This window comes from Streptomyces sp. NBC_01750, assembly GCF_035918095.1.
Classification (GTDB): Bacteria; Actinomycetota; Actinomycetes; order Streptomycetales; family Streptomycetaceae; genus Streptomyces.
In genome coordinates this window covers 1-26,094 of record NZ_CP109137.1, presented here as the reverse complement: position 1 = coordinate 26,094, position 26,094 = coordinate 1, and the positions used below count along the sequence as shown (strand labels likewise).

The 26,094-nt window shown below is 67.0% G+C and carries 19 protein-coding genes and 2 pseudogenes; 17 read left to right on the top strand and 4 right to left on the bottom strand.

Features of this window, described 5'->3' with window-relative positions; translation table 11 throughout:
• Positions 1-319: 319 nt before the first annotated feature.
• Positions 320-562, top strand: coding sequence for a hypothetical protein (locus OG966_RS00105; protein WP_326647202.1), 243 nt, complete (start codon positions 320-322; stop codon positions 560-562).
• 778 nt (positions 563-1,340) lie between these two features.
• Here the strand turns inward: OG966_RS00105 and OG966_RS00100 are convergent.
• On the bottom strand, positions 1,341-2,297 hold the full coding sequence (locus OG966_RS00100; RefSeq protein ID WP_326647201.1) for an ArsR/SmtB family transcription factor: 957 nt from the start codon (positions 2,295-2,297) through the stop codon (positions 1,341-1,343).
• Positions 2,298-2,461: 164 nt separating this feature from the next.
• Between OG966_RS00100 and OG966_RS00095 the strand changes: the two genes are divergently transcribed.
• The 11 genes and pseudogenes from OG966_RS00095 (at position 2,462) to OG966_RS00045 (ending at position 17,830) form a co-directional block, all read left to right on the top strand.
• On the top strand, positions 2,462-3,709 hold the full coding sequence (locus OG966_RS00095; protein ID WP_326647199.1) for an MFS transporter: 1,248 nt from the start codon (positions 2,462-2,464) through the stop codon (positions 3,707-3,709).
• Between the two features lie 406 nt (positions 3,710-4,115).
• A complete protein-coding gene (locus OG966_RS00090; RefSeq protein WP_326647197.1) occupies positions 4,116-5,261 on the top strand; it encodes a cytochrome P450 in 1,146 nt (381 codons plus the stop codon).
• A 39-nt stretch (positions 5,262-5,300) separates the two neighbouring features.
• On the top strand, positions 5,301-6,314 hold the full coding sequence (locus OG966_RS00085) for an aspartyl/asparaginyl beta-hydroxylase domain-containing protein (protein ID WP_326647196.1): 1,014 nt from the start codon (positions 5,301-5,303) through the stop codon (positions 6,312-6,314).
• Positions 6,315-6,352: 38 nt separating this feature from the next.
• The gene (locus tag OG966_RS00080) at positions 6,353-7,363 is read left to right on the top strand and encodes an aspartyl/asparaginyl beta-hydroxylase domain-containing protein (RefSeq protein WP_326647195.1); all 1,011 of its coding nucleotides are present in this window, start codon (positions 6,353-6,355) and stop codon (positions 7,361-7,363) included.
• 182 nt (positions 7,364-7,545) lie between these two features.
• Positions 7,546-8,940 carry a hypothetical protein gene (locus OG966_RS00075; protein WP_326647194.1) on the top strand — a complete coding sequence of 465 codons (1,395 nt, stop codon included), beginning with the start codon at positions 7,546-7,548 and terminating at the stop codon, positions 8,938-8,940.
• Positions 8,941-8,943: 3 nt separating this feature from the next.
• Complete coding sequence (locus OG966_RS00070) at positions 8,944-9,696, top strand: class I SAM-dependent methyltransferase (protein ID WP_326647193.1); 753 nt, start codon at positions 8,944-8,946, stop codon at positions 9,694-9,696.
• Between the two features lie 472 nt (positions 9,697-10,168).
• Positions 10,169-10,331 (top strand): annotated as a pseudogene (locus OG966_RS00065) (transposase); the annotation flags it as partial.
• 54 nt (positions 10,332-10,385) lie between these two features.
• Positions 10,386-10,946: a hypothetical protein gene (locus tag OG966_RS00060; protein ID WP_326655025.1), complete on the top strand. Its 561-nt coding sequence runs from the start codon at positions 10,386-10,388 to the stop codon at positions 10,944-10,946.
• 373 nt (positions 10,947-11,319) lie between these two features.
• Positions 11,320-12,483, top strand: a complete 1,164-nt coding sequence (locus tag OG966_RS00055; RefSeq protein ID WP_326647192.1) for an exonuclease SbcCD subunit D — start codon at positions 11,320-11,322, stop codon at positions 12,481-12,483.
• Positions 12,484-15,492 carry an SMC family ATPase gene (locus OG966_RS00050; protein ID WP_326647191.1) on the top strand — a complete coding sequence of 1,003 codons (3,009 nt, stop codon included), beginning with the start codon at positions 12,484-12,486 and terminating at the stop codon, positions 15,490-15,492.
• 64 nt (positions 15,493-15,556) lie between these two features.
• A complete protein-coding gene (locus OG966_RS00045; protein WP_326647190.1) occupies positions 15,557-17,830 on the top strand; it encodes a DEAD/DEAH box helicase in 2,274 nt (757 codons plus the stop codon).
• A 228-nt stretch (positions 17,831-18,058) separates the two neighbouring features.
• On the opposite strand, the gene OG966_RS00040 is transcribed toward OG966_RS00045, so the two are convergent.
• Positions 18,059-18,229, bottom strand: a complete 171-nt coding sequence (locus tag OG966_RS00040; protein ID WP_326647189.1) for a DUF6087 family protein — start codon at positions 18,227-18,229, stop codon at positions 18,059-18,061.
• A gap of 248 nt (positions 18,230-18,477) precedes the next feature.
• On the opposite strand from OG966_RS00040, the gene OG966_RS00035 reads away from it, so the two are divergent.
• The 5 genes and pseudogenes from OG966_RS00035 to tgmC all read left to right on the top strand — a co-directional run bounded on the left by OG966_RS00035 (position 18,478) and on the right by tgmC (position 23,171).
• The gene (locus OG966_RS00035) at positions 18,478-19,257 is read left to right on the top strand and encodes a helix-turn-helix transcriptional regulator (protein WP_326647188.1); all 780 of its coding nucleotides are present in this window, start codon (positions 18,478-18,480) and stop codon (positions 19,255-19,257) included.
• 45 nt (positions 19,258-19,302) lie between these two features.
• Positions 19,303-20,454, top strand: a complete 1,152-nt coding sequence (locus tag OG966_RS00030) for a M20 family metallopeptidase (RefSeq protein WP_326655024.1) — start codon at positions 19,303-19,305, stop codon at positions 20,452-20,454.
• Between the two features lie 274 nt (positions 20,455-20,728).
• On the top strand, positions 20,729-20,995 hold the full coding sequence (locus OG966_RS00025) for a putative ATP-grasp-modified RiPP (protein WP_326647187.1): 267 nt from the start codon (positions 20,729-20,731) through the stop codon (positions 20,993-20,995).
• 3 nt (positions 20,996-20,998) lie between these two features.
• Complete coding sequence (gene tgmB, locus OG966_RS00020) at positions 20,999-21,979, top strand: ATP-grasp ribosomal peptide maturase (protein ID WP_326647186.1); 981 nt, start codon at positions 20,999-21,001, stop codon at positions 21,977-21,979.
• Positions 21,976-23,171: pseudogene (tgmC, locus tag OG966_RS00015) on the top strand (ATP-grasp peptide maturase system methyltransferase). The gene tgmB and the pseudogene tgmC overlap by 4 nt, the downstream one beginning before the upstream one ends.
• A 751-nt stretch (positions 23,172-23,922) precedes the next feature.
• Here tgmC and OG966_RS00010 read toward each other — a convergent pair.
• Both OG966_RS00010 and OG966_RS00005 read right to left on the bottom strand, forming a co-directional pair.
• Complete coding sequence (locus OG966_RS00010) at positions 23,923-24,387, bottom strand: DUF6907 domain-containing protein (protein ID WP_326647185.1); 465 nt, start codon at positions 24,385-24,387, stop codon at positions 23,923-23,925.
• Positions 24,388-24,722: 335 nt separating this feature from the next.
• Positions 24,723-25,115: a DUF6907 domain-containing protein gene (locus tag OG966_RS00005; RefSeq protein ID WP_326647184.1), complete on the bottom strand. Its 393-nt coding sequence runs from the start codon at positions 25,113-25,115 to the stop codon at positions 24,723-24,725.
• Positions 25,116-26,094: the final 979 nt, after the last annotated feature.

Sequence of the window (26,094 nt, the reverse complement as noted above, 5' to 3'; positions counted from 1 at the left end):
GTCAGACCGCATGATCGCCGGGCTGGTCGGTCTCTCGCCCAAGACAGTCGGGGTCGTACGGCGGCGCCTAGCTGCTGAGGAATTTCCTCAGTCGACGGCTCGAGTCGGGAGGGACGGCAGAATCCGCCAGCTCCCCACACGGAAAGCGAAGGACGAGACCGTTCCCACGTCCGACCGCGGCGGAACTAAGGACGTTCCGTCCGGTGCGATGGCCAGGTCAGGTCGGGTCTCCCATGCCATGTACTGTCCACGCGAATCGTCGCGTGAGGCGCCTCCGGACCGTGCGAGCCACCAGCGCTCCAGCGCCGAACGGTGGAGGATGGCGTACCAGATTCTGCGCCAGGACCCGTCCGTGCGGATGACGGAGACGGGTCGCTTCCTGCTGCGGCTGCTGGATATGAATCTGATCCAGGCTGATGAATGGGAACGGCTTACGGACAACGTGCCGCCACACCGAGCAGAGTCCGTGGCCGCTCTGGCCGTGGAGTGCGCCAAGACATGGCACGACTTCGCAGCGAGGGTCATGTCGCAGAGTGTAGGCAGTTGCCACGACGAGAAATGACCGGCACCACCGACACGGGTGCATGCATCCGACCCGCTGACCGGTCTCTTCTCAGTCCGTCATCCCACGGCTGTCGGCGACGCATTAGTGGTCCCGGATCACTTTCCGTGCCAGAGCCTCGGAGGTCACCGAAGCCGCGACCATCAACGGCCGTGGGTGATGTCTTCCCTACTCGAGGTACTGCCGGTGCTTGACGCCCTCGGGCGGGAGCGAGCGTGATGCTGCGCCGGCGGCAGACCTTGGGCGGGCCCGTGGGTTCGGCTCGAGGGCGACGAGCGGGAGGTGGATGCCCCGGCTCATCGATCTCGGTTTGATGGGGCACCGGGCCTTGTCGGCTTCGGCCGGGCGCATCGCGCGCTGATGCCCGACCTTGCGGGTCCTTGTTCTCCTTGGGCATCAGGCGTTACGGCGTTCGAGCGGCGATGCGCCGGGTCGGAGGTGGGTCCGCACTGGCCGGTCCAGTACGACTTCACGGCCGGGATGGAGGAGAAGGTCTCCGTTACACAGACCGGCGGCCGCAATAGGTAGACCGGGACCGATGAGGCTGCCTGTCGCTCGTCGCGGTCACGGCCCGGCAGAACCGTCAAAGTCCGGTCAAAACCCCACCGCGTGGCTGCCGCTCAGCTGCGACTTGTACTGCCAGTACGCGGCCGAGTGGACCGACACGAAGCTGCGCTCGTACGTCGACACCGGCCCGGCGGAGCGGGATGCGCTGTTCCGACGGGAAGATGGCGATCCTGCCGGCGCCGGCATCCATGGCTGCTGAACCACGACCGATTCACGCGTGTGATGCGGCGCTGGTATCCCGTGAGGCTCTGGCGGTGCGTGCAGTGGGCGTCTTGCTGACCGCGACGGCGGCCAGCGCGTCGCCCAGCGGTGTGCGGCGGTAGAGCACCGATCGCCCCATGCGGGCGCGGTTGACCATCCCGGCCTCGCGAAGTACGGCTAGGTGTCTGCCCGCCGCGCCGAGCGTCATCCCCAGCATCGCGACGAGTTGGGTTGTGGTGGCCGGTTGCTCAAGAGCCGTCAACAGCCGTGCTCGCGCTGCGCCGATCAGCGCGTGCAGGGCTTCAGGGTCGGCATCGAACGACGTTTCCCATATGGCGGCCACACCGCGGGCTGGGTATATCAATGCCTTCGGCCACGGTTGGTCGACGTGCACGACGAGGCCGGGCCAGACGAACACGGACGGCACCAGGAGCAAGCCGTCCCCGTCGAGCGACACTGGATCCCGGGTCGGGTCGCCCTTCAGTTCAATGGCGCCGTCGTGCCAACGCACTCCATCGTGCAGGCCGTCCAGCGCGGCCGCCCATCCGAATTGCGACAGTCGCCCGGCGCGGTGCACGACGTCGTAGTCACAAATGGCCCGGAGCTGGTGCCAGAGCGGGGCGAGCAGCGCGTGCCAGGCCTGGTCGAGAGCGTGGGCGATGCGGTCCACAGGGTCGGTGCCGCGCAGGACGCGCAGCGAGCGCTGATCACGTACGGGATGCCCAGCCAGCCACTGGTCGATTTCCTGTCGTGCCTGGCGCGGGGGCGTGGCCTGGATCGCGGCGAGGTCGTCGGGCCAGGTCTGGGCCATGCCGGCCGGAGGCTGGTTGATGAAACCGACACCGCTGTGGGCTGACTCCAGGGCAAGTACGGCATGCAGGTCCGTTTCGCGCAGCAGGCAGCGGTATGCCGGCTCCAGCCGGTTGACCCATCTCGCCGACAGAGCTGAACGCGAGCCTCCGCTCAAGAGTCGGAGCAGACGCGTCAACTCCGTCAGCGGTGACAGCGCGAACCGGGTTCGAAGCAGGTCTTCGGCGCACACTTCCAGTCGGAACACCTGTCTCCCCCTCTGCTTTTCGCGTCCGTGCGAAACATTAGCCATGCAATCGGCTCGGCGGCACGCTTCTCGCCATGGCATCGAGCGACACCGCAACGGCATCAGCGACGTACCGGGAAGTCTTCGACAATCCCGTATTCCGCCTTCTCTTCGGTGCCAACCTGGCTGCGGTCCTCGGCACGACGCTTCGCATGGTTGCGCTGTCGCTGCTGGTGTACGACGTGACGGGTTCCGCTTTTCTCACCGCACTCACCTACGGAATCGCCTTCGCACCGCAGGCGATCGGCGGTGTTCTGCTGGGAGCGTTGCCCGACCGGATATGCCCACGAGCCCTGATCGCGGCCGGTCACGGGCTCGAATGCGCGGTCGGCGCAGTGGTGGCGCTGGCCCCCCTGCCGATCGGCGCCGGCTTGCTTCTCGTGGCGGTGCTCGGCGCGCTCACCCCCGCGTTCCGGGGGGCCACGAGCAAGGTCATCGCCCAGTCGCTCCACGGTGACGCGTACGTCCTGGGCCGCTCGCTGGTCGGCCTGACCATGTCCGGCGGCCAACTGGTCGCACTCGCGGCCGGAGGGCTGCTCGTCGCGTGGCTCGGCGTACCGGGCGCGCTGCTGACCGGGGCGCTCTGCCATCTAGCTGCGGCGATCGTTGTCCGCATCGGTCTGCCGAATCTTCCCGTCGAGGGCAGGGCGGCCGGCACGGTCGTCCGGCAAAGCTGGTCCGGTACAAGACAATTGATGAAGGAGCGCGCCATGCGCTCTTTGTTCTTGGCGCAGTGGCTACCGCCGGCGTTCATCGCGGGGGTGGAGAGCCTGATCCTTCCGTACGCCCGCGTCCGCGGTTTCTCCGTCACCGCGGCGAGTCTGCTCCTGGCCTGCCTGCCGGTGGGCATGATCGTTGGAGACCTCCTGATGGGCCGTCTGGTCCGGCCTGCGACCCGCGTCCGACTGGTCATGCCGCTCATGACTCTCGTCGGAATCGCCTTTGTGCCCTTGCTGTTCGAGCCGCCGACGCTGGTCTGCGCTGCGCTCCTGGCAGTGTCCGGCGTGGGCAACGCTTACATGCTGGGCGTGCAAGGACGGTTCCGCGACGTCGCGCCGACCGCACTGCTGGGACAGGCTTTCGCGCTGTTGGGCACGGGTCTGATGGCCTTGCAGGGGGTTGGCCCGATGGTCCTCGGAGCGCTTGCGGAGTGGACGGGTTATGGCGCTGCCGTCGGTGCAGCCGGCGTGGCCACCGTCGCCACAGCCGCTGCGCTCTGGCCGGGATGGAGCCGGTCGACCGCCCCTCTAATGAACGGCGCCGCACAGACGCCAGACAAGTAACGGGCCGGAGGTCGGCTGCGAGCCCGTCTCGGGTCTTGCACGCCCGGTGATGACGACGTGCCCGTTCACCGGGCACACGCGGAACCGGCCATCCTCAGGACGGCAACGGCGGCTTCTCACGCAGAGTGAAGCTTTGATTCCCCCGTCCGACCCCCGCTCGGCGAGGGTCACTCACGGGCGAGACTCCCAGGTCACAGGGGCATCTTCCCGTCCCTTCGTACTTTCGACGCCCCAGCCTGAGATATGGCACGGGAACGGGTGAAAGATTTTGGCCAGGGAGGGCAAATAGATTGCCTTTTGCTGTGGCGACCCTGAAATATGCATCGGGAAGCGAACACGGCAGCTCAGAACAATGTCTGGGCCGGATGACCATTCCGCCACGATGCCTAGTGAACCTGGATTCGGCATGCAAACCTTAGATCCATTGTCCACCGAGGTACTTGAGAATCCCTACCCGGCGTATGAGATGCTGCGACGTGAGGATCCCATCCATTGGCACGAGAAGCTCAATGCCTGGATGGTCACCCGGTATGCTGACTGCTCGCAGATCCTGCAGGACCATGAGACATTCGTGTCAGACTTCCGGGTGACAGGGGAGGAGACTCCCGACGAATTTCTCAGTCTGCAGACTCTTGACCTTCCCGATCATGCCGCCGTTCGCAAGGCCATCCTTCCTGCGCTTCGCAAAGTCGACCTGAAAGGCTGGCTTCGCGAGACGAAGGCGCACGCCGAGAAGTTGTTGAGTGTCGTAGACGTCAGTGACTTCGACTTCATAACGGAGTTCGCGGAGCCTCTGGCGGCCCATAGTATGTGTGTCCTGTTCGGGATTCCGCTGCTGGAAGACGAGACGGCCTTTCGTTCGGCGCAGCGCGATCTCGTGCTCAGCATGGACTCGGGGCTGGAACCTTCCCGCCGTGAGGCTGGGATGCAGGCCAGACGTCACCTCAGTGGCCTGGTCGAGCCGTGGATCGAGCACGCACCTCCGGCCGGCCTCCTGAGCGACGTGGATTACTCTGCGGTTTCCGGTGAGCAGCTCAACTTTCTCGTGAACTCTCTGCGGGCAATTTTTGTAGCTGGATACTCTTCCACGAGTAGCGCATTCGGGAACGCTATTCGCGCTCTGGCAGAGCAAGGAATTTTCGATGCTGGTACGGTGCCTGAGATCGATCAAACGGCCTTCCATGAGCTGGTGAGATTCGATGGAGCTGTTCAAGCTGAGAGCAGGGCTGTGAGCCGGGAATCACAGGTCGGCGGAAAGCGCCTGCGGGCCGGTGAAGTGGTCGTGGTAATGGTTGGGTCTGCCAATCGGGACGGAACGATATTCTCCGACCCCGATAAGTTGGCATTTGACCGCTCGCAGAACCCCCATCTCGGCTTCGGTAAGGGTATTCATTCCTGCTTGGGAACCAGGCTTGCCTTGCTGCTGGGCGTCGAAATACTCGGCGACTTCGTACGCCGCTACAGCATTCAACTCAGGGAAGTACCGGTCCAGCGTCCCACCGCAACTCTGCGTGGTCTCGACCGACTGCAACTTTCCATCGTTAACCGGTAGCTGAGCGACCGTCATCGCACTTGCAAGGGGGACCATCACATGAGCCAGATCGACAACTGGCCCCAGGCGCCGATTCTCACGAAACTCCCTGCCGTCGCCCGACTCCGGCAGGAGTACGACGCCGACCGCCTGCGTAAGGACCTCGCGCAGCTCAACGGACTGACGTGGAACCAGCCTCGCATCGTCTCGGGCGAGGGGGTCGGCAAGTACGTCACCGATTTGGACTGGCGTTCCATAGCGCTGCGCAGCCTGCGTGGTGAGGCCACCAGGAGCGACGCCGGCGGGCCCGGGCTGGCGGAATTCGCCGACACCCGGTGGCTAGCCGACACGCCCTACTTCAAGGAGGTCTTGGCCGGCATCCCAGCACCGTTGCGCGCCGTACGCCTCATGTTGTTGGGCCCAGGAGCCGAGAGTCCGCTCCATCACGATACGAAGTATGGCTTGCCGTGGGGCGCCCTGCGCCTTCACGTGCCGGTTCTGACAACGCCGGGTGCGGTGCTGGAGATCGATGACACGACACAGCGCTGGCAGCCGGGCCAACTGTGGTACGCCGACTTCACTCGGATGCACGTCGTGCGGAACACCGACCGCGAGCCGCGCGTGCACATGGTGATCGACTGCCAGCCGACGGAAGAGCTGCTGGAACTGTTTCCAAGAGAGTTCCACACCGCCGATGTGCGAAGGAACATCCTTTTTGCCTCGGAACAGCCGACTTTGTCGATAGAGGAACTCGCTGCGCTGCGCTGCACATTTCGGCTTCCTCGGTCCTTCAAGTCGTTTGAAGAGGAGGACGGGGTGTTCACCGTGGCTCAGGAATGTGAGATCGCGACGATCGACCTCTTCGAGGACTCTCTGGGCCTCCACATTGACGGCCAAGCCGCCTTCAAGCTCGTTCATGTGGGAGACCGGGAGTTCCGTCTCGCCGGCTGGAGTCGCGAGCGGACGATCCAGCTGATCCCCAGTGAAAAGAACGGCGGTGACAAGGTGATCCTCCGCAGCCGCTGCGGCAATGTGGTGCGGTCTCTGGAGATTCCTTCCTCTCGTCCGCTGTAGGGAAGTCGCAGATCGCCTCGATTCAATGGGAGAACATCGTGGACACAAGGCCCTGGCCGCCCTCTCCGATTCTCGCCAAGCTCCCTGGTAGCGCACGCCTTGCCCGCACCTACGATGCCGCATCGCTCCGCGCTGAGCTTGAGGACTTGGCAGAAGCTCCCTGGGCGGCAATCGAAGTGCATGCGCCAGACGGAACAACACGTGAGAGTGACTCCATCGGCTGGCAGAGCCTCAGGTTGCGACACATGGCCGCCGCCCCTCGCCCCAGCGCTGGCGACTTCCCGTATCTGAGAGATTACGCGGGATCGACATTGCTTGAGAATATGCCTTATCTCGCCCGGCTCCTGGGAGACTTCCCCGCTCCTCTCCGCGGAGCGAGGCTGATGGCCACTCGGCCCGACACGCATGGTCCTACCCACAGTGACGAAAAGTGTGGTCTCCCGTGGGGCACCGTCCGCCTGCACGTACCCATCTCGACCACCCCGCAAGCGACGCTGACCGTTGACGGCGAGGCACATTGCTGGAACGCAGGAGACCTCTGGTACGGGGACTTCTCTCGCCCGCACGCCGTGGCGAACACCGATGAGGCTGTGACGCGGGTTCACCTCGTCGTCGACGCGGATGTCACCAAGGAGCTGATGGCACTCTTTCCGGAGGAGTTCAGGACGCCAAGCGTGCTCGACAACACGCTCTACGTCCGTCCGGAGGTGCCGCTGGGCCCGGTTGACGTCCGGTCGTTCAGATGCGAGTTCGACATGCCCGCATTGTTCACGTCCTTCCTGGAGACGGATGCCGGCATTTTCCGGCGGCAAGGGCTGGTGCCAGCTGCAGTGGACTGCCCGGATGGGACCCCTGTGCTGTTCATCGAGGGGATCCCCCGCGCCGATCTAATACATCTAGGCGAAGGCGAATTCCGGCTCGGCGGGTGGACCATGGAGCGGACCATCCTGATTCGTCCAAACGGGACGGGCGGGGCCGAAATCACATTCCGCATACGGAACGGCGATGAGTGTCACACGCTATCTCTTCATGGAGATCGGCTGTCGTAATCCCGCCGTCCAATGACTGATGCGAGCACTGCCGATAATGACGGCTCGTGTCTGAAATGACCGCAACAACAAGGAGGTGGGCCATGCGTTACGTGCACTGATAATTCCCAGGGGTGCGGTCCGGCCTTCTTAGAGGCTGGACCGCACCGGCACACCAGCCTCTCCACCCCATACCGCTATTCATGAAGGAGCTTGTCATTCTTGAGTATGAGATAGCTAAACTTAACATGGCTTTTCATGAATACGTGGCTCCGCACGCTGAACTACTGGGATCGTATTTCGACGCGGATGGGGAAGCACTTAGAGAGGTTCGAGATGCTTGCATGTATTCCATCGGCGAGCGTCTCCCGGTCCCCCCACCGCTGGTGCCCACTGCGCTGACAAAGCGACTGAAGGGTCTACACCAGGCCTTCCGGAGCGGTTTGAATCACGTCTACGAAAACCGCATGGATGCATCCTGGGAGCGACTCGCCGACGAGCTTCGCCTGGACGGCCCTTCCAATCGGTATATCCGGGCCTCGCGCCGTCCCCGGTGGGCGCATGTCGGTCGCCCTGATGTAGTGATCCACGGAGACGTCGTCACCATGGTCGAGCCCAACGTGGGCACTTCTTGCGGCGGCATGCCGGACGCGGACCTGCTGGCGCGTATCTTCATGGAGGCTCCGGTCATCGGGGACTTCCTGCGTGGAATTGGCGCGACCCCAGGCGACGCCATCGGACCAATCGCCAGCCTGATCCGGGCAGAGATGAAGGGCCAAGCAACCGAGCCTGACGGCCTGGTTGTCGTGATTGAACGACAAGAAGAATTGGCCAATCCCGGCTTCTATCACTGCACCATGCTCGCCAGAGAACTCCGTAGACACGGGATCAAGGCCGAGGCGGCTGCTGTCGAAGACCTGGAGGTGGCAGAAGATGCGGTGACCTTCCAGCGGCAGAAGGTCGCCGTCGTCTATCGCATGTGCGGCGAACAGCCGGATCCCGTGGGACTTTATCCCAAACTGGCGCCCTTGATTGACTCCGCAGCTGACGGAAACGTCTCGCTGCTCGATGATCTGGGAGACCAGATCGCCGGAAACAAGACGATACTCGCCGTCCTGTCCGAAGAAGTTGATGCGGGTCGGGTGCCCGAGCCCACCGCCACACTGTTGCGCAGCTTTATTCCTTGGAGTCGGATTCTAAGCGATACCAAATCCCTGATTGATGGAAGCAGTGTTGATCTGCTCGCGTGGTGCGAGGCGCAGCAACAAGATTTAGTACTGAAACCCGGTACCGGGTTTCAAGGTCGCGGAGTGACGATCGGCTGCGAAGTGGATCCGGCGCAGTGGCGAGAGGTGATCGAGTCTGCTATTTCCTCCTCGGAGGCCTGGCTAGTCCAGCGTCTCGTCCGGACCAAGCCGACGCGCATAGCGATTAGCCGGAGCGGAACGCTCACCCATGAGGAGAACTTTGTTGATTACGGCTATTACGTGGCCGGCGATGCGATCGGTATCGCTGGGATCAGGAAGAGTGCCCCATTCGGAAAAATGACGAGAAAGGTTAAGCCGCCAGTTTTCGCGCCACTATTCTTCGTTCAGTGACGGATGGAAGGCACCCACACCGTGGCTCATCAGGGCAATTTCGGCACGCACCCGGGCGGTCAGGAGCGAAGGCGTCAATCCGGTCGGGGGGACGGGCCCATCGCGCGGGACGGAAGTCCTGTCGCGTTGTACACCCGTCTTGCCCCCCAGGGGGAAGCAGAGATCGTCAGCTCCGCAGTGCTCGTACCTTCCCGCATCCTGGAGCTCGGCTGCGGAGCCGGACGCGTCACTCGCGCCCTGGCCAGCCTTGGCCACGAGGTCGTCGCGGTCGACGAGTCCCGTGACATGCTCGACGGGTTCCCGGCGCTCAACGTTCTTTCCCCCGTCGAGAAGATCCATTCTTCGATCGAGGGCCTGCGATTGGCGGCTTCCTCGTTTGATGGAGTCGTGCTTGCCTCGCAGCTCATCAATACCATCAACGTCGTGGCGCGTAAAAGTATGCTGGATACCTGCCGCCATCATGTACGCCCGGGTGGTTCGATCGTTATACAGAGGCACGACCCGTCCTTCCTGAGAGACCCGATCGACCGCAGAGCCGGTAAGAACCGTTTTATCGTGCGGGACATTGAGCAGTGCCCTGACAACGTGGTGGGAGGCGTTCTCGAATACCACGTCGACGGCCATATATGGACCCAGCAGATATGGGTGCAGAAGCTCAGCGATGACGACCTGGCTGAATGTCTGCGCGATTCCTCGCTTCGCCTTGAGGAGTTCCTAACGAGCGACAGGACCTGGCTGCGGGCGACGCCCATCTAGAAGAGACCGGTGTACGTGGCGCTACGAGACCAGCCACGGCGACCTGGGGTAGGTGCCCCTTCGAGGATGGCGACGTTACCTGGCATGCTCCTCCGGCGGGAGGGACAGTCGCCAGTGATCGGCGTGAATGACACCACTCAGAACTCCGGCAGCGCTTCACGATCGCTCGCGAGCTCGGGCCCAGCGGTAGGTGGCGTCGCCGCGGATCGGTACTTTCGGTGCCGCCTTCACGTAGAAAGCGCCCTGGACGTACCGAACTCGGGCCGCCGCGCCTGGGCCTTGCCCTTGTCCCGATCTCTGCTGGTCAGTGGGCCGCACGCTTCGCAGACGGCCGTAGCCCGAGTCGAAATGAACTGCCGTGTAGGGGAGCCAGGGCTCCTCGCTGGGTCTACTGCATGACCTGCAGATGAGGGTGGTCGAAGGATTCAGCGCACAGGTAGACCTGCATCGTGTAGCCGCAGCCGATGGAGATCAGGGCACCGATGCCGGCAAAGGAATCGTCGGCCGCAAACGCCACCTCGGTATCGACACCCTCGGCCTGCTCCTGCGCGGTCACCGCAGCCAGCGTCTCCGACAACGCCGGCGGAATCCACCTGCTTTCCCAGATCAGCGCCACCCACCCGCGCATCATCAAGCCTGGGCTGGGACTGCGCAACTCAGTCCTCCTCCATGAACGCTGCTTCCTCGCCGTGGAGGGAGAAACTGAGCAACAGAGCATTCCCCTGCTGTTCCGGCTCTCACAAGGCCTGTCACTGCAGGCCGCCGGTATTGCCCTCTGGGCCTGCGAGAACAACGAAGGCGCCCTGCACCTCGCCCGTTACCTCGTCAAGCACCAGCGCACCGTCATGCTCATGATCGACGCCGACAGCCGCAACAACAAACTCCTCAAAGACGAGAGGCTGCGCCGCGCCGGCCTCGACCTTGCAACCCAGGTGTCCTACGTCGGTGAAGCCCAGGGGCGCAACGAACTCGAAGAGCTCTCCACCGACGAACAGTGGACCGTGGCGGCGAACCAGCACTGGCCCCGCCCTGCTCCGCAAACCTGGAGCCCCGACGACTTCGCCGCACACCGCGACGGCAAGAGGTTCAGTGAAGGCGTCTTCCGCATGATCAGGGACCAGGCACAGGAGCGGAGCCCCAGCGGCAAACCCGACATGCTCTACAGCCTCACCACCACTCTCCAAGGCGCAGAGGACGTGCCGCAGCAACTACGTGAGGTCTTCGCCCAGTTGCAGCAGTTGGCTCACTGACCCGTCTGCCGGTGGCTCCGCCGCCCGCGCATTCGTTCTTTACGCTGCTCGGCCGTGGGCGCCGTCCAGGCATGCCAGCCTGCCTCCGCAACCCATTGCCGGGCATGTCCGCGCGCCTCGATGCCGCACCACCGGCAGCCGCCAGGCGCCAGCACACGCTGAGCAGAATGCGGTGAGGACATGTCCTTCTCCCTTCCCCCACTGCTCATCTTCCCTCCTGCCACTGACAATCGCCTGGCACCCGCCCGCGTTGCGGAGGGCTGCCGCCCAAGAGGAGAAACCTTCCCTCAACTGCTGGCATACCCGCATATGGGAATCCGTTTATCCGGAAAACCATCCGTAACGTCTGCGCAGATGGTTACGGTCTGTGCTCATGAGGTTCCTGCACACTTCGGACTGGCACCTGGGCCGCCGGTTCCACGAAGCAGACTTGACCGACGCCCAGCGCACCTTCCTCACTCACGTGCACGACACCGCACGCGAGCAGCAGGTCGACGCGATCCTGGTAGCAGGAGACATCTACGACCGCGCGATCCCCAGCCTGGACGCCGTACGGCTGTTCAACGACGCCCTGAACCAGCTGGCCGATCTCCGCCTGCCGATCATCATGATCAGCGGCAACCACGACTCCGCCCACCGGCTCGGAGTCGGCTCACGGCTCCTCGCCCGCGCCGGTGTCCACCTGCGCACCGACCCGGCCACCGCCTGCACCACTCCCGTTCTGCTGGACGACGAGCACGGCACCGTCGCCATCTACGGCATTCCCTACCTGGAGCCCTCGCTGACCCGCGACGAACTCGAGGCCGACAAGACCCACCAGGCAGTGCTCACAGCGGCACTGGACCGCATCCGAGCCGACCTCGCCACCTACCCGACCGGGACGCGCTCAGTCGCCTTGGCACACGCCTTCGTAGCCGACGCCAAGCCCTGCACCAGCGAGCGCGACATCACCGTCGGCGGCCTCGACTACGTCTCCACGAGCGCCTTCGACGGACTCGACTACGTCGCACTCGGCCACCTCCACGGAGCCCAGACCATCAGCGACCGCATCCACTACAGCGGATCACCCCTCGCGTACTCCTTCTCCGAGTCCGACCACACCAAGACCCTCACCGTGGTCGACCTGCACGGCGACTCCACCGTCACCCTCACCCCCGTGCCCACCCCCGTGCCACGCCCCCTCGCCTGCCTGAAGGGCACCTTCCAAGACCTGCTCACCAACCCCGCCCACGAGCACCTGACCGAATCCTGGCTGCAGGTCACCCTCACGGACCCCGCCCTTCCCTACGAGCCCATGGCCAAGCTGCGGCGCCGTTTCCCGCACACCATGCAGCTCCTGCACAAACGCCCGGACACAGCCCAACCGGGGGACAGGCCCACCTACACCCAACGCCTCGAGGGACGCACCGACTTCGAGGTTGCCTGCGACTTCGTCAAAAAGGTCCGTGGCACCGACCCCACCCCCGCCGAGCACGACCTGCTGCGCCAGGCCGTCGAGGCATCCCGCATCCACGCCGCGCAAGAGGTGACTGTCTAAATGCGCCTGCACAGCCTCACCCTGCAGGCCTTCGGCCCCTTCGCAGGAACCCACACCATCGACTTCGACTCCCTGTGCACCGACGGCCTCTTCCTCCTCCACGGCGACACCGGCGCTGGCAAGAGCACAGTCTTCGCCGCCATCTGCTACGCCCTGTACGGCAAACCCCCAGGCGACCTGGACCTGCTGCTGCGCAGTCACCACGCCCCGGAGCACCTGCTCACCGAAGTGACGCTCGAGGTCACACTCTCCGGCCGCCGCCTGGAGATCACCCGAACCCCGCAGCAGACCAGGCCCAAGACCCGGGGAACGGGAACCACCACCCAGAGCGCGCAAACCACGCTGCGCGAGTGGAAGCACGACGACGTCTCGGGACAAGGCAAGTGGGAGGCGTCCAGCAAATCCCACCAAGAGGCCGGCGACGCGATCCTCACGCTGCTGGGCATGAGCCGCGACCAGTTCTGCCAAGTCGTTCTCCTGCCGCAGAACCAGTTCACTCAATTCCTGCGCGCCAAGGCCCCCGAGCGCAGAGAACTCCTCGGAAAGCTCTTCCGCACCGGCCGCTTCGCCTACATCGACCGCTGGCTCCTCGAGCGCAGCCGGGAGGCGGGGAAGACCCTCACAGCAGCCCGCAGCGAAGTGACCAGCCTGATCGAGCGCATCCACCAAGCCGCAGGCGACCTCGACCACGAACACCCAGACCCCACCAGCGACGATGCGCACACCCTGACCGGGCCTGTCCGCAGCTGGGCCACCGCCCTGGCACAGGCTGCAGCAGCGGACCTGGAGGGAAAGACCGAGCAAACAGCGAAGACAGCCACCGACCTGAGCATCCAGCAGGATCTCGAACTCACCGTCCGCACACTCCACCAGCAGCAGAGCGAGCACCGCAGTGCCCAAGAGCAGCTCGAGCTGCTCCAGCAGAAGGCACCCCGACAGCAGGAACTGAACGACCAGCTCGCCCAGGGCCGCCGGGCGGGCAAACTTGCTGCTGTCGTCCACGCGGCGAACACAGCGATTGCCGAGCACGACCGCGCCGCCCGCGACGAAGCCGGCGCCCGCAGCCCTCTGACCTCCGGCCACGCCGCGGCCACGGCCGATCAACTCACTGCTGCCGAACGGCAACTGCGCGCCCAGGCCGCCGTCGCCGAGGAACTCCTTCCCGAGGAAGCAACTGTTCAGCAGCTCGCTGCCGACCTCGAACATCTCGACGCCGAGCGTGTGGAATCCGCCACCGAGCAGCGCGAGGCCCGCACATGGCTCGAGCAGGCGCCCGCCCGCCGCACAGCCCTCACCGGCCGCATGGACGCCGCCCGCAGCGCCGAGGGCGACAGCCGCCACCACGCAACCACCCTCGAAGACGTACGCCGGCGCGTGAAAGCAGCCGAACAGCGCGACACCCATCTCGCCGCCGTGACCGAGGCCGAGCAGCACCTGGCCACCGCCCGCACCGTCACCGCTGAGGCCGCCACGGCTCACATCGACATCCGGCGCCAGCGTACCGAAGGCATGGCGGCCGAGCTCGCCGCGAGCCTCGAAGACGAGGCCCCCTGCCCGGTCTGCGGATCCTGCACGCACCCCGCACCGGCTGCCCCGCACCCGGGCCAGCCGACCCGCGCCGATGAACAGGCTGCCGAAGCCCGACACCTCAAGGCCCAGCAGGACGAGCAGGCCGTCACCACCACGCTGCAGCAGGCCCGGGAACAAGCAGCATCAGCAGCCGGAGAGGCCGGCGACGCCCCCCTGGCAGACATCCAAGCCCAGTGCCGCGCCCTTGAGGAGGAACTGACACAGGCCCTCAAGCAAGCGGCCGACTTCGGCCCAGCGTCCGAAGAACTCGCAGCCCTGGAACGCGAACAGGCCGAGATGACCCGCAAGGACACCACAGCCGGCGAACAGCTCTCAGCGCGCAACGCTGACTACGACCACGCCGCTGCACGGCTGAAGGACCTCACCACCAAGCTCGACGCCGTACGCGAAGGCGCTCCCACGGTAGCCGCGCGCGTCACCGAGCTCACCCACAGCGCTGACCAGCTCAAGACCGCAAGCGAAGCCGCCGCCACCACCACCCGCACCGTCCTGGAACGGGACGAACGCATCACTCACGCCACCACCGCTGCTCAAGCCCAGGGCTTCGACACCCTCCAGGCTGTCGAGCAGGCACTGCTCGACGACGATGCGATGCACACCGTCGAAGGAGAGATCAAGCAGTGGAGCCACCAGTGCGCTGCTCACACCGCCGTCCTGGAAAGGCCCGAGCTCGTACAGGCCGCAGCCCAGCCCCCCGCTGACCTTCAGGCCGCTGTCAGCCTGCGCGAAAGGGCCGCCGAGCAGCACACCCAGGCCGTCGCCGCCGCGGCAGGCTCCCGCACCCGCAGTGACAGCCTCACCCACCTCACCACGGAACTCGACACCCGCATCCAGCGCCTGGAACCCCTCCAGGACGACTACGACACCGTGCACCACCTCCAAGAACTCATCCACGGCACCTCACTCAGCAACAACGACCGCATGGAACTCGAGGCATACGTTCTGGCCGCACGACTCGAACAAGTCGTCGCCGCTGCCAACACCCGCCTGACCCGTATGTCCGACCACCGCTACACCCTCTCCCACAGTGACCACCGGGCATCCCGCGGCGGACGCTCCGGCCTCGGCCTCAAGATCACCGACGCCTGGACCGGCCGCGACCGCGACACAGACACCCTCTCCGGCGGCGAGTCCTTCTTCGCCTCCCTCTCCCTCGCACTCGGCCTCGCCGACGTCGTCACCCACGAGGCAGGGGGACGCGCCCTGGACACCCTCTTCATCGACGAAGGCTTCGGCACCCTCGACGAAGACACCCTCCATCACGTCCTCGACGTCCTGGACTCCCTGCGCGACCACGACCGCACCGTCGGACTGATCAGCCACGTCCCCGAACTGCGCCGCCGCATCACCCACCGCCTCCACGTCCGCAAGGCCGCCAGCGGCTCTACCCTGGCCCTCATTACCGAAGCAGCCGAATAGCCCTCAGGGTGCGGTGCAACAATGCCACCGCACCCACCAGCCCAGCCCCGGAGCGGCGCATCCCATGGCTACCGCCGACCTCGAACTGCGGCCCCACCAGGCCGAAGCCGTCACCGCGGCCGTCAAGACGCTGCGCATGCATGCCCGGGCAAGCGTGGTGGCCGCCTGCGGTACGGGTAAGACGCTCATTGCTGCGCGGACCGCCGCACGCCTCGCCGCCCGCAGCCGGGTTCTGGTTCTGGTGCCGACGCTGGATCTGTTGTCCCAGACGGTCCGGTCCTGGCACGCAGCCGGCCGCAAGGGCCGTGCGGTGGCGGTCTGTTCGGCACGCCAGGCTGTCGAGCATCCCTCGGCTGGCGACATCCCCATGACCACGGATCCGGGCGAACTCGCCGCCCTGACCCCGGCCGACGCCACCGGGCCGGTGACCGTCTATGCCACCTACGCCTCGCTGCCCACCCTGCTGGCCGCCCATCACAGCCACCGGCTGCCAGCGTGGGACCTTGCGGTCGTTGACGAGGCGCATCGCACCGCGGGCCGGCTCGGGAAAGCCTGGGCCGCCATCCACCACGACGACCAGGTCCCCGCCGCCCGCCGCCTCTACCTCACCGCCACGCCCCGCATCTGGGACCCCGACAGCGACCGAGGCGACGACCCCGTCGCCTCCATGGACGACGAGACCCTGTTCGGCCCTGTCGCCTACCGCCTCACCCTCTCCGACGCCATCGACCTGGGCCTGCTCGCCGACTACCAGATCCTCGTCCCCGTCGTCGACAACACCGACCTGCGGGACTGGCTCGCCACCGGACCCGGCGCAGGAGTCGACGGCCTGCGCCTGGCCGGCCGTCAGGTCGCCGTCCTGCGGGCCATCCGCGACCACCGCCTGCGCCGCGTCCTCACGTTCCACCACCGGGTCGCCGACGCCCGCGCCTTCGCCACCACCCTCCCCGACACCGCCGCAGCCCTCCCCGCCGACCTGCAACCCGAAGGCTTGTGGTCGAACTGGGTCAGCGGCTCCCACCCGCCCCGCGTCCGCCGCCGCATCCTCCTCGACTTCGCCGCCCACACCCACCCCGAACAGCCGGCCGTCCTCGCCAACGCCCGCGTCCTGGGCGAAGGCATCGACGTCCCCTCCATCGACGCCGTCGTCTTCGCCGACCCCAAGAACAGCCCCGTCGACACCGTCCAGGCCGTCGGCCGCGCCCTGCGACAGCCCCCCGGCGCCGGCAAGAAGGCCACCCTGATCGTCCCCGTCTACCTCACCCCCGACGAAGACCCCGACGACCTCCTCGGCGCCGACGCCTACACCCCCCTGTGGCGCACCGTCCAAGCCCTCCGAGCCCACGACGAGCGCCTCACCGCCCGCCTCGCCGACCCCCGCACCAACCGCCCCACCCTCACCTCTGACGAACCCGGCGACTGGCTCCGCTTCGACCGCCCCACCCAAGAGGAAGAAGTCGCCCTCGCCCTCACCCTGCGCGTCCTCGCCCCCAAAAGCGCCGAATGGCGCCGCGGCCTGAAAGCCGCCCGCCGCTACCACCGCACCCACCACCACCTCGACGCCCCCCAGGCCCATGAAGACGACACCGGCTACCCGCTCGGCCGATGGCTGACCTGGCAACGCCACCTGCACACCACCGGCGCCCTCGACACCGCCCGGGCCACCGCCCTGGAACGCCTCGGCATCATCTGGAGCCCACGCCAGCAGGCATGGGAACGAGGCCTCGCCCACGCGGCTGCCTACGCAACGCTCCACGGCCATCTGGCCGCCCCCGTCGACCACCAGCATGACGGATTCGCTCTCGGCCGCTGGCTCGCCACCCAGCGCAAACGAGCCGACCAGCTCACCCCCGCCCGCACCCAAGCCCTGCATGACCTGGACCCTCAGTGGAACCCGCTCTGGTCCCTGACCTGGCAACGCGCGTTCCACACCGCCCGCTGGCACCGCGAAGCCGGCCATGTTCTGACCGACGTGCCCCGCGACTTCGTCACCGACGACGGACACCGCCTGGGGGAGTGGCTGCACACCCAACGCCTCCACCCCGGGCGCCTCCACCCCGGGCAATGGCGACTCCTCGCCGACCTCGGCCTGAACCAGACCGCTGAACAGCCCCCCGGCACAGGCAAATTGGCCGCCCGGAACTGGGACAGGGGCCTGGCCGCTGCGCGCGCTTTTCACCATCGGGAAGGGCACCTCGATGTGCCTCAGCGGCACATCGAAGTCCTCGACGGCGAACCCGTACGCCTCGGGCAGTGGATCAGCAACGCCCGCCGCCGCAAGGAGCGTCTCCCCGCTGACCGCATCCACGCACTCGATGCCCTGAACATGCGCTGGTAGGCGGCACCGATCGGCGGTCGACCTCGAGCGTTGGAGAAGTCAGCGAGCCGGGAGCCAGCCCTCTCTACCGGAGCGATTGCGCTCGCCTGACACCATGGCCCTGCATCGTCGCCGGCTGTACCTGTCGGCGCGGCTGTGACGGCACCCGTACCAGGAATCCACCCTCTCGGAACGCCGACAACGCCACTGAAGAGGGCTGGCAGATCAACAGACGCGTCACCATCGGCCTCACGTGCCAGGGATGAGCTCGTTGACCCACGCCTGCGCCGCTGTGAGGTCGGGTGCCGTTCCGGCGGGGGTGTAGGCGAAGCCGTCCCATTCCTCAAGGACTCGCGGCTCGGTGGGGCGGAAATGGCCACCGCCGCCATGGAGCGGGCGGTGGCGTCGGTAGACGTCCATCGGCGGACACCGACGTCTTTCGTACGGCCCGAGCGGGTCGCCTTCGTCGAGGCACGGGGCCGCGCGGGACGGCTGATTCGGCGGTCCGGGACGGCGGTGCTTACCCATGTGGTCGATGGTCCCAGGCCGCGATCGGGGTCGCACGGGTGTCGGCGAGACCGCGCGCACATGCCGTGGGCGGTCTGCTGAGCGAACTGCCGCCGCGCAGGGAAGGCTTGGGTGCGCATGCCGGTGAGGGATGGGAGGGGGTGTCCGTGGCCGTGGGCAGCGGTGGGGATTCGGCGCTCAAGCGGGCCAGGCTGGTGCGGAACATGACGCTGGAGGAGGCTGCCGATGCGTTGAACGTGATCACCGGGGGTGCGGCGGACGCGAGCCTGATGAGCGCGTGGGAGTCCGGGCGACGGCGTACGGGCAAGCGGAACCGGGCTGGGCTGTGCCAGCTGTACCGGGAGCGGCCGGAGGTGTTGTTCGCGCACCAGGACGGGGCGGCCACCAGTGTGCTGGAGACCTCTGGCACCGCGGTGGTGGTCAAGGTGCTCACTCGCTGGACGGACCTTGTCGAGCCGATGGCCGACGTAGTGGCGCAGGCGCGCGAGCAGCTGGTTGTCACCGGCAGCCGGAGCCGGGAGAAGGCGTATTTGGCGGCGATTGAGACGGCCGTGGCCCAGCGGCCGGACCTGGTCCACTACCGGGTGCTGTACGGCCCGCCGCGGCACCAGGCGCTCGTCGACCACCTGGAGCGGCTGCTGGAGCTGCGCGACCCGTCCGCTCGCTTCAACGGCGTCAAGACCCTCCACATCGGGCTCGTGGAGGCCGATGTGGCGCTGGAACGCTTCTTCGTCGCCTCCGAGACCGCCGCGGTGGTGCCGCTGCCGTCGTTCCACGGGGCGAACGGGTTCGACTGCGGGGTCTTACTCAGCCGTGAGGCGGCGGTGGGCCTGGTCCACCATGGTCGTGAGGCGTGTGCCTCGGCGCGGCCGGTGGAGACGATCGCGGCCGTCCGCATGCTGCCGGTACGGCACAACTAGGGGAGAAGCGTGAGCGAGAACCTTCACCTGGCTACCGAGGCCCGCATGGCGTCTGTGGCGGAGCTCGCGAGTGGGCTGATCCGTCGGCCGAGCCGGGCCGGGATCGACGACTACGGGCCCGTCCTTACCGTCCTGGAGGACTGGCTTGCCGCCCGCTCCCTGCCCCACAGGCGTCTGCACGGCAGCTCCGGTGAGCTGGTGGGCCTGCTGGTGGAGATCCCCGGAGGCCGGACGGGCACATGGTGGGCGCTGGACGCCTGCGTTGACACCGCCCCCTACGGAGACGAGACCGCCTGGTCCTTCTCCCCGACCTCCGGCGACATCCGTGGGGACTGGTTGCTGGGCCGCGGAGCTGCCGACTCCAAGCTCGCCGCGGCGATGTTCTGCCACATCGCCGCCGACCTGAAGCCCCGGGCCGAGGCCCTGCACGGCGGGCTCGCCGTGCTGCTGGACGTCGACGAGCACACGGGAGGCTTCGGCGGCGCCCGCGCCTACCTCGCCGACCCGCGGGCGGCGCGGCCGGCCGGAGTGATGATCGGATACCCGGGACTGGACGAAGTCGTCGTCGGCGGCCGGGGCCTGTGGCGTTCCACCATCGCCGTGCACGCCCCTTCCGGACACTCCGGGTCCAGCCGGACCGTGGTCGGCGCCATCTCCCGCGCGGCCCACCTTGTACGCCTCCTCGATGCGGCCGAACTGCCCGGCGCAGATGCAGGCTTTCCGCTGCCGCCGAAGCTGTCGGTGACCTCCCTCCACGGTGGCCAAGGCTTCTCGACCACCCCCGATCGGTGCGACCTGAATGTCGACGTCCGTATCACCCCGGCTTTCGATGCCCACGACGCCGAGACCCTCATCCGCAAGGCCGTTGCCGAGCTGGATGCGGAACTACCCGCTCCGAAGCCGACCGAGATCACCCCGGTTGCCACCTGGCCGCCTTTCCGTCTGGCCGACGACGAACAGCCTGCCGCTGCACTCCTTACCGCCGCCGCCGAGGCGGGACTGGCGGTGCGGGCGAAGACGGCGGGGCCGTCGAACATCGGCAACCTGCTGGCTGCGGAAGGTATCCCGGCCACGGCCGGCTTCGGCCTGCCCTACGAGGGGCTGCACGGCATCGACGAGCGCGCCCACCTCGCCGAGCTGCCCCAGGTCTACTCCGTCTACCAGCGGGCCGTCCTCCGCCTCCTCCGAGCGGGCTGACGCGTCCCAAGCACGTCCCAACTCCCTCCCAGATCCACTCCCAGCAAGTCCCCAACTCCGTCTCTAGGAACAGATCTTCGATCGCGGTGACATGGAGGCAGCACCACCTCCACATCCACCGCCGACACGGAAGACCGGTCATGGCCGAGCACGCGAAGCGTGGCGTCATGTGCCACGGCGCGCGGCCACTACGGTCCTGGTCGGGGCATCGCCGATTCCGCTCAGGCGGCAGCCGACCGGGCTGACTGCCTGACTGCACGGGAAGGGACAACGCATGACGACGCTCGCACCCGAGGTTCCTTGGGCGATGCAGCTGGTCACCGACCGGCTGCCGGACAGCCCGCCGTCCTACGCGAGGGTGACGCTCGATGGGGCCACGCAGACCGCCCGCTACACCGACGCCGCCGGCCAGGTGGTGGAGATGGGCAACCACGGCACCAACAGGACCACCGGCACCGCCTCCACTTCCGGGGGCGGCGACGGGCAGAACCCGCAGCCGCAGACCCAGGACGACAACACCACCGACTACGAGTCGGACTGACCGATGGCCTCCACCGTCCTGGTCGTCACCGCGCTGGAAGACGTCACCGCGGACCGGGTCATCGCCGCGCTGAACGAGCGTGAGGTGCCCGTCGCCCGCGTCGACCCCGCCGACATCGGACCCGCCCTGACCTTCGCGGCCCACATCGAGGCGGGGACGCCCACGTGGGGCGGGCGGCTGCGTACGGCAAGCCGGGAGGTGGAGCTGGGGGAGGTGGCGGCGGTCTACTACCGCCGCCCCACCCCCTACGCCGCCCGGTACGGGCATCTGCCCCCACAGCAGCGGGACTTCGCCGCCGCCGAGGCGAGGCACGGGCTCGGCGGCATACTGAACAATCTGCACGGTGCGACGTACGTCAACCACCCCGCCGCCATCACACGCGCCGACTTCAAGCCCGCCCAGCTCCAACGCTTCACCGAGCTCGGACTCACGATCCCGCCGACCCTGGTCACCAACGATGCCGAGGCCGCGCGGAAGTTCGCCGCCGAGCACAGCCGCGTCATTTACAAGACGTTCCGCGGCCTGCCCCGAGACGAGGACGGTCACACCGGCGCGATCTGGGCCCAGCGCGTCGACCTCGACACCTTCGACGACACGCTCGCCGTGACCGCACACCTGTTCCAGGCCGAGATCCCCAAGACCAGCGACGTACGGGTCACCGTGGTCGGCCGCCGCGTCTTCGCCCAGCACGTAGCCGCCCCGGACGGCGCCCTGGACTGGCGCCGCGGCAACTGGGACGACCTGACCCACGCCCCCACCACCGTGCCTGCCCCGGTCGAGGCCGCGCTGCACCGCTACCTGGACTCCTTCGGCCTGGTCTTCGGCTGCTTCGACTTCGCTCTGACCGGCGACGGGGATGCCCCGGAACACTGGACGGCGATCGAGTGCAACAGCAACGGACAGTGGGGCTGGCTGCCCGACGCGCCCGCCATCACCGAGGCGTTCGCCGACATCCTCGAAGGGAAAGGAGGCGGTAGGCCATGACGATGCCCGCCGACCTTGAGACCGACGCCGCGCGGCTGCGCGAGGCGATGGCGAAGGCCCTCGCCGAGAAGGACGTCCTCACCGATCCAGCCTGGCGCCAGGCGGTGGAAACGGTGCCCAGGCACCGGTTCGTGCCCGGCTTCTACCTGCCCGCCGACGAGCGCGACAGGCAGGGCCTGACTGGGAACCGGTCACCGCCGAGCCCGACTATGGCCGGTGGCTGGCCGCCGCGTACTCCGACACCACGCTCATCACACAGTTCGACGGCGACGAACCCGACTGGAAGAACCCGATCGAGCGCCACGGCGGGGCCCCGACCTCATCCTCCACGCTCCCCTCCCTCGTGCTGCGGATGTGGGCCGACGCCGACCTCCAAGAGGGCCACACGGTGCTGGAGATCGGCACGGGGACCGGCTACTCCACCGCGCTGGCCTGCGAGCGTCTCGGCTCCGCCGACGTCACATCGATCGAGGTCGACGGCCGCCGGCTGGAGACAGCGGCGAGGGCGCTGTACGGCTGCGGCTACACCCCGACCCTGGCAGTGGCGGACGGGCTGTACGGGTACTGGCCCGAGGCACGGTTCGACCGGATCGTGGCCGCCTGCTCGTTCCGCGCCGTACCGCCCGCGCTGCTGGCCCAGGCCCGGCCAGGCGGGAAGATCCTGCTCACCCTCTCGGGCTGGCTCTACGGGTACGCCCGCGTCCTGCTCACCGTCGCCGAGGACGGCACCGCCGAGGGCCAACTGCTGCCCGGCACGGTGTCGTTCATGTCGGCGCGTACGCACGCCGCGCCGGCATTCGGCAACCCCGCCCACTGGGCCGCGGGCCTCCCGGACAAACCCAGGGCGGCCCGGCACAGCCCCAAGCGGATCACCGCCGCCACCGAGGAAGCGTTCCACCTGCGGTTCCTCGCCCAGAGCGCGGTGCCGGACGCGCAGATGACGACGGCCGGAGAGGTGGTGCACCTGGTCGACGTGGCGACCAGCTCGGCCGCCACCCTCACCCCCCACAACGGCGGTTGGCAGGTGCGCGAGGGCGGCCCGGTACGGCTGTGGGAGCGCATCGAGCGCGTCCTGGACGCCTACGACGAGGCCGACCGGCCGGGGCCGGAGACCTTCACCCTGCACGTCTACGACGGCGGGCAGCATCTGCGACACCCGCACATGTCCGGCCTGCCGCTGCCCAGGCCCTGACGGACCGCAGGCTCCAGGCGCCGCCCGGGCGAGGAGAGTGACGGCCTTGCACGGGCGCCTGGCACGTTCATCGGACCCCTTCCTGGCCAACGACCTCGGAGATGTCCAAGGCGTTGTGAAAGATGACGCGTTGGTGCGATGTCGAAAGGCGAATTCACGGCGACGAGCCGCCCCCAACCACGGTCGCTAGCCCGTTCGGAAGCCAAGGCGAACACCAGACCCCGGACACTCACTAAGCGCCCGGATGATCACTGCCTAGAATCCGCCCCCCTTCCCTGATCGACGACGCTTGGGAGGGGCCAGCTCGCGAGCGGCCGAGCGCGCATCGTCCAAGAGATGCCGCTCGGGAGAGCTTCCCGACCTATCGACGCCCGACATCTCAAGAGCGTTGGCCAGGTCGGACAAGAGGCGCGCGAGGCGCTCCGGATTGTCGGCCCAGCTCATCACAGTCTCCTTCCTGGAGTGATGACCGAAAGGGTCGCAGCGGTACGAGCACCATGCCTAGGCACGTGTAGATCAGCAGATGACGTGTCTCCAGTGAGCCTTACCTCCCCATTGCACGGCAGCCTGCGCCGACACAACGAAACGCCGCTCCTCGTCCTGAACGTGGGCACAGTGCGGCATTGGCAGCACGCTCACCACAACAGCCGGTACCGGTCGACGAAGCCGTACAGGTCGTCCTCCTCCGGGACGCTGCCACCCTGGAGCTGATGCCTCCCATCCTGACCAAAGACCGTGCGACGCCAGCTGTTCACGTGGCCTTGGTTGCGGCCTCCATACTCCCAGCGACGCTCTCGTCTCTCCAGCCTGTGGTGATCCGGTCGAGCTGCGCGGCGAGATGCTCGATGTGGTCAGCCATACAGCGCAGCTGCAGGGCACAGGCCCGGGCGCCCCGAGCACCGACTTCCGCGTCCACGGAGCCGGCCCACAGAGCGATGACCGGGGGACTGTCCTGCGCCTGAGACTGAAACAACTGCGCTTGCAGGAACTCTCCCGCGCGATCGCCCGGCGCCCCGAGCGCGGTTACGGGACCAACATGGTCGAGACCTTCAGGCGGACCGGGGTGATCCAGGGAGCAGTGACCACCCAGCCCCTCACATCCCCTGCGCGCGCCCGGATTCTGCTGACCGGCGAGCCGTACGGCGAGCGTGCTGAGACCTTGCCCGAACGCGTATGCCGCCGTACGCAGGCGCTCCACGTCCGCAGGAGTCGACACTCGAGAATGGTCCCGTCGACGTCTGGGCACACCTCGACCACCCTGGGAAAGCCCGGCTCGGCGTCCCACTGGACGAGCTCTGCCGAGAGGCCGACCGTATCGCCGCGCCCACTCGCACGCTCACAGCAGCCGACCGTGAGGCCATACGCAGAGTGGGGACCACTCTGGTCCGTCGCATGATCAACCGCGCAGGCACCTGCCAACTCCGGACAGCCAGCCCCCGCTGGCATCGCCGTGGTCATGAGCTCGGTGCCCGGTACGCGAAACGAGCCTGAACCAGCCAGCCCCGCAGCTCCTCGAGCACATCGAGGTGAGCCCGCACCCGGGCAATGACGTCAGCGAGTTCGTTCGGGCCGAGGATCCTCCATGTACTCGTCCTGAAAGACCTCCAGATTGACGTGCGGAACGGTGCGTTCGGGGTTCTGCGAGTAGGGGTAGACGGCGATCTGCCCACCGAGCACCACGGTGTCGACCGTGCCCTGCTCGGCGTCCCAGATGGAGAGCGTCATCTCCGCCGGCTCGCCGATGTAGTGCGCGAGATCCTCAAGCGCGGCGCCCTCCGTTACGTCCCTGGTGTGGTCCACGACGCAGCCCCTCGGGCACCAGGTGGCAAAGCTGCCCTTCTCCTGACGCTGAATCACCAGGGGCCGCTCGCTGTCGATGTCCAGCGCCTGGGCGAAGAGCCAGGCAAGGACACGCTCACGGGTCTCCGGACTGAGCGAGCCCAACTACCCACTCGCGCTGTACGTCCGTTACGTTCCGGAGGAGAACGCCGGGGATGGTTCCGTAGCCGGGCGTGCTGTCACCGATCCGGACACCCAGGGCGGAGAGCCGGGGGAGTAGAGGCTGGCCATCTTCGTACGCGGCACGGCGCGCGTCAGCAATGTCCGGGGGAGGGACGGCTGCAGGCGCCTTGCTTGCCTCTGGGAGTGCAATGGACATGGAGGTGCTCCTTTTCTGTTTCTGTGCAATGACGAGACCGAACTGCCAATGGACCGCAGTCGTCCGAGCCCCCAAGTGCCCAGGCAGACAAGCCCCTTACACGGGGAATGCCGCCGGCGACCTATTGGCAGAAGGTGAGCGGCAGGCCATCAGGCCGACGACGCGTATGAAAGACGACTGATAGAAGAACCGCGGCAAGGCGCACGTAGGTGCCAACTCAGCGATGACTCAACCCGCACCCCAGGACGCGCGCCGCAGGAGCTACCAGGGACCAACAAGGCTGAACGAACTGCCGTATCCCCAGACTGACTTCAAAACCCGTCAGCGAGGGATCCCCGCAAGACAGGAGCACTCGATAGACGGAACCCCCAACAGATCACGTTTACCCAGCGCAGAACCGTTCCTGGAGCCGAAGGGCGCCAGCCCGAACGCCTCCGGCCCCCCAACCAGGCGTCAGCCTGGCAAGCCCCGCTCTCAACGCTCTCTCCGCTTGGCATCGCCAAGCGGCACAACACATTGAGCAACCCTCCCCGCCAGGGGAGGGGCCAACTCAAATAACCATGTAGAAAACCACTTTGACATCAACCCGGCGCCGCCAGGCGCCGGTCCCAACTCACACACCCAACGATTCCCCCGTCAGGGGGAATCCATCAGCCTCATCGGCCGACATCGTCGGCCGCACCAACCCACGCTCACGCCGCCAGGCGTGATGCACCGTCACCTTACGGGCCGTCAGGCCCGAGTTAGCCCGTCAGGGCCAACTTA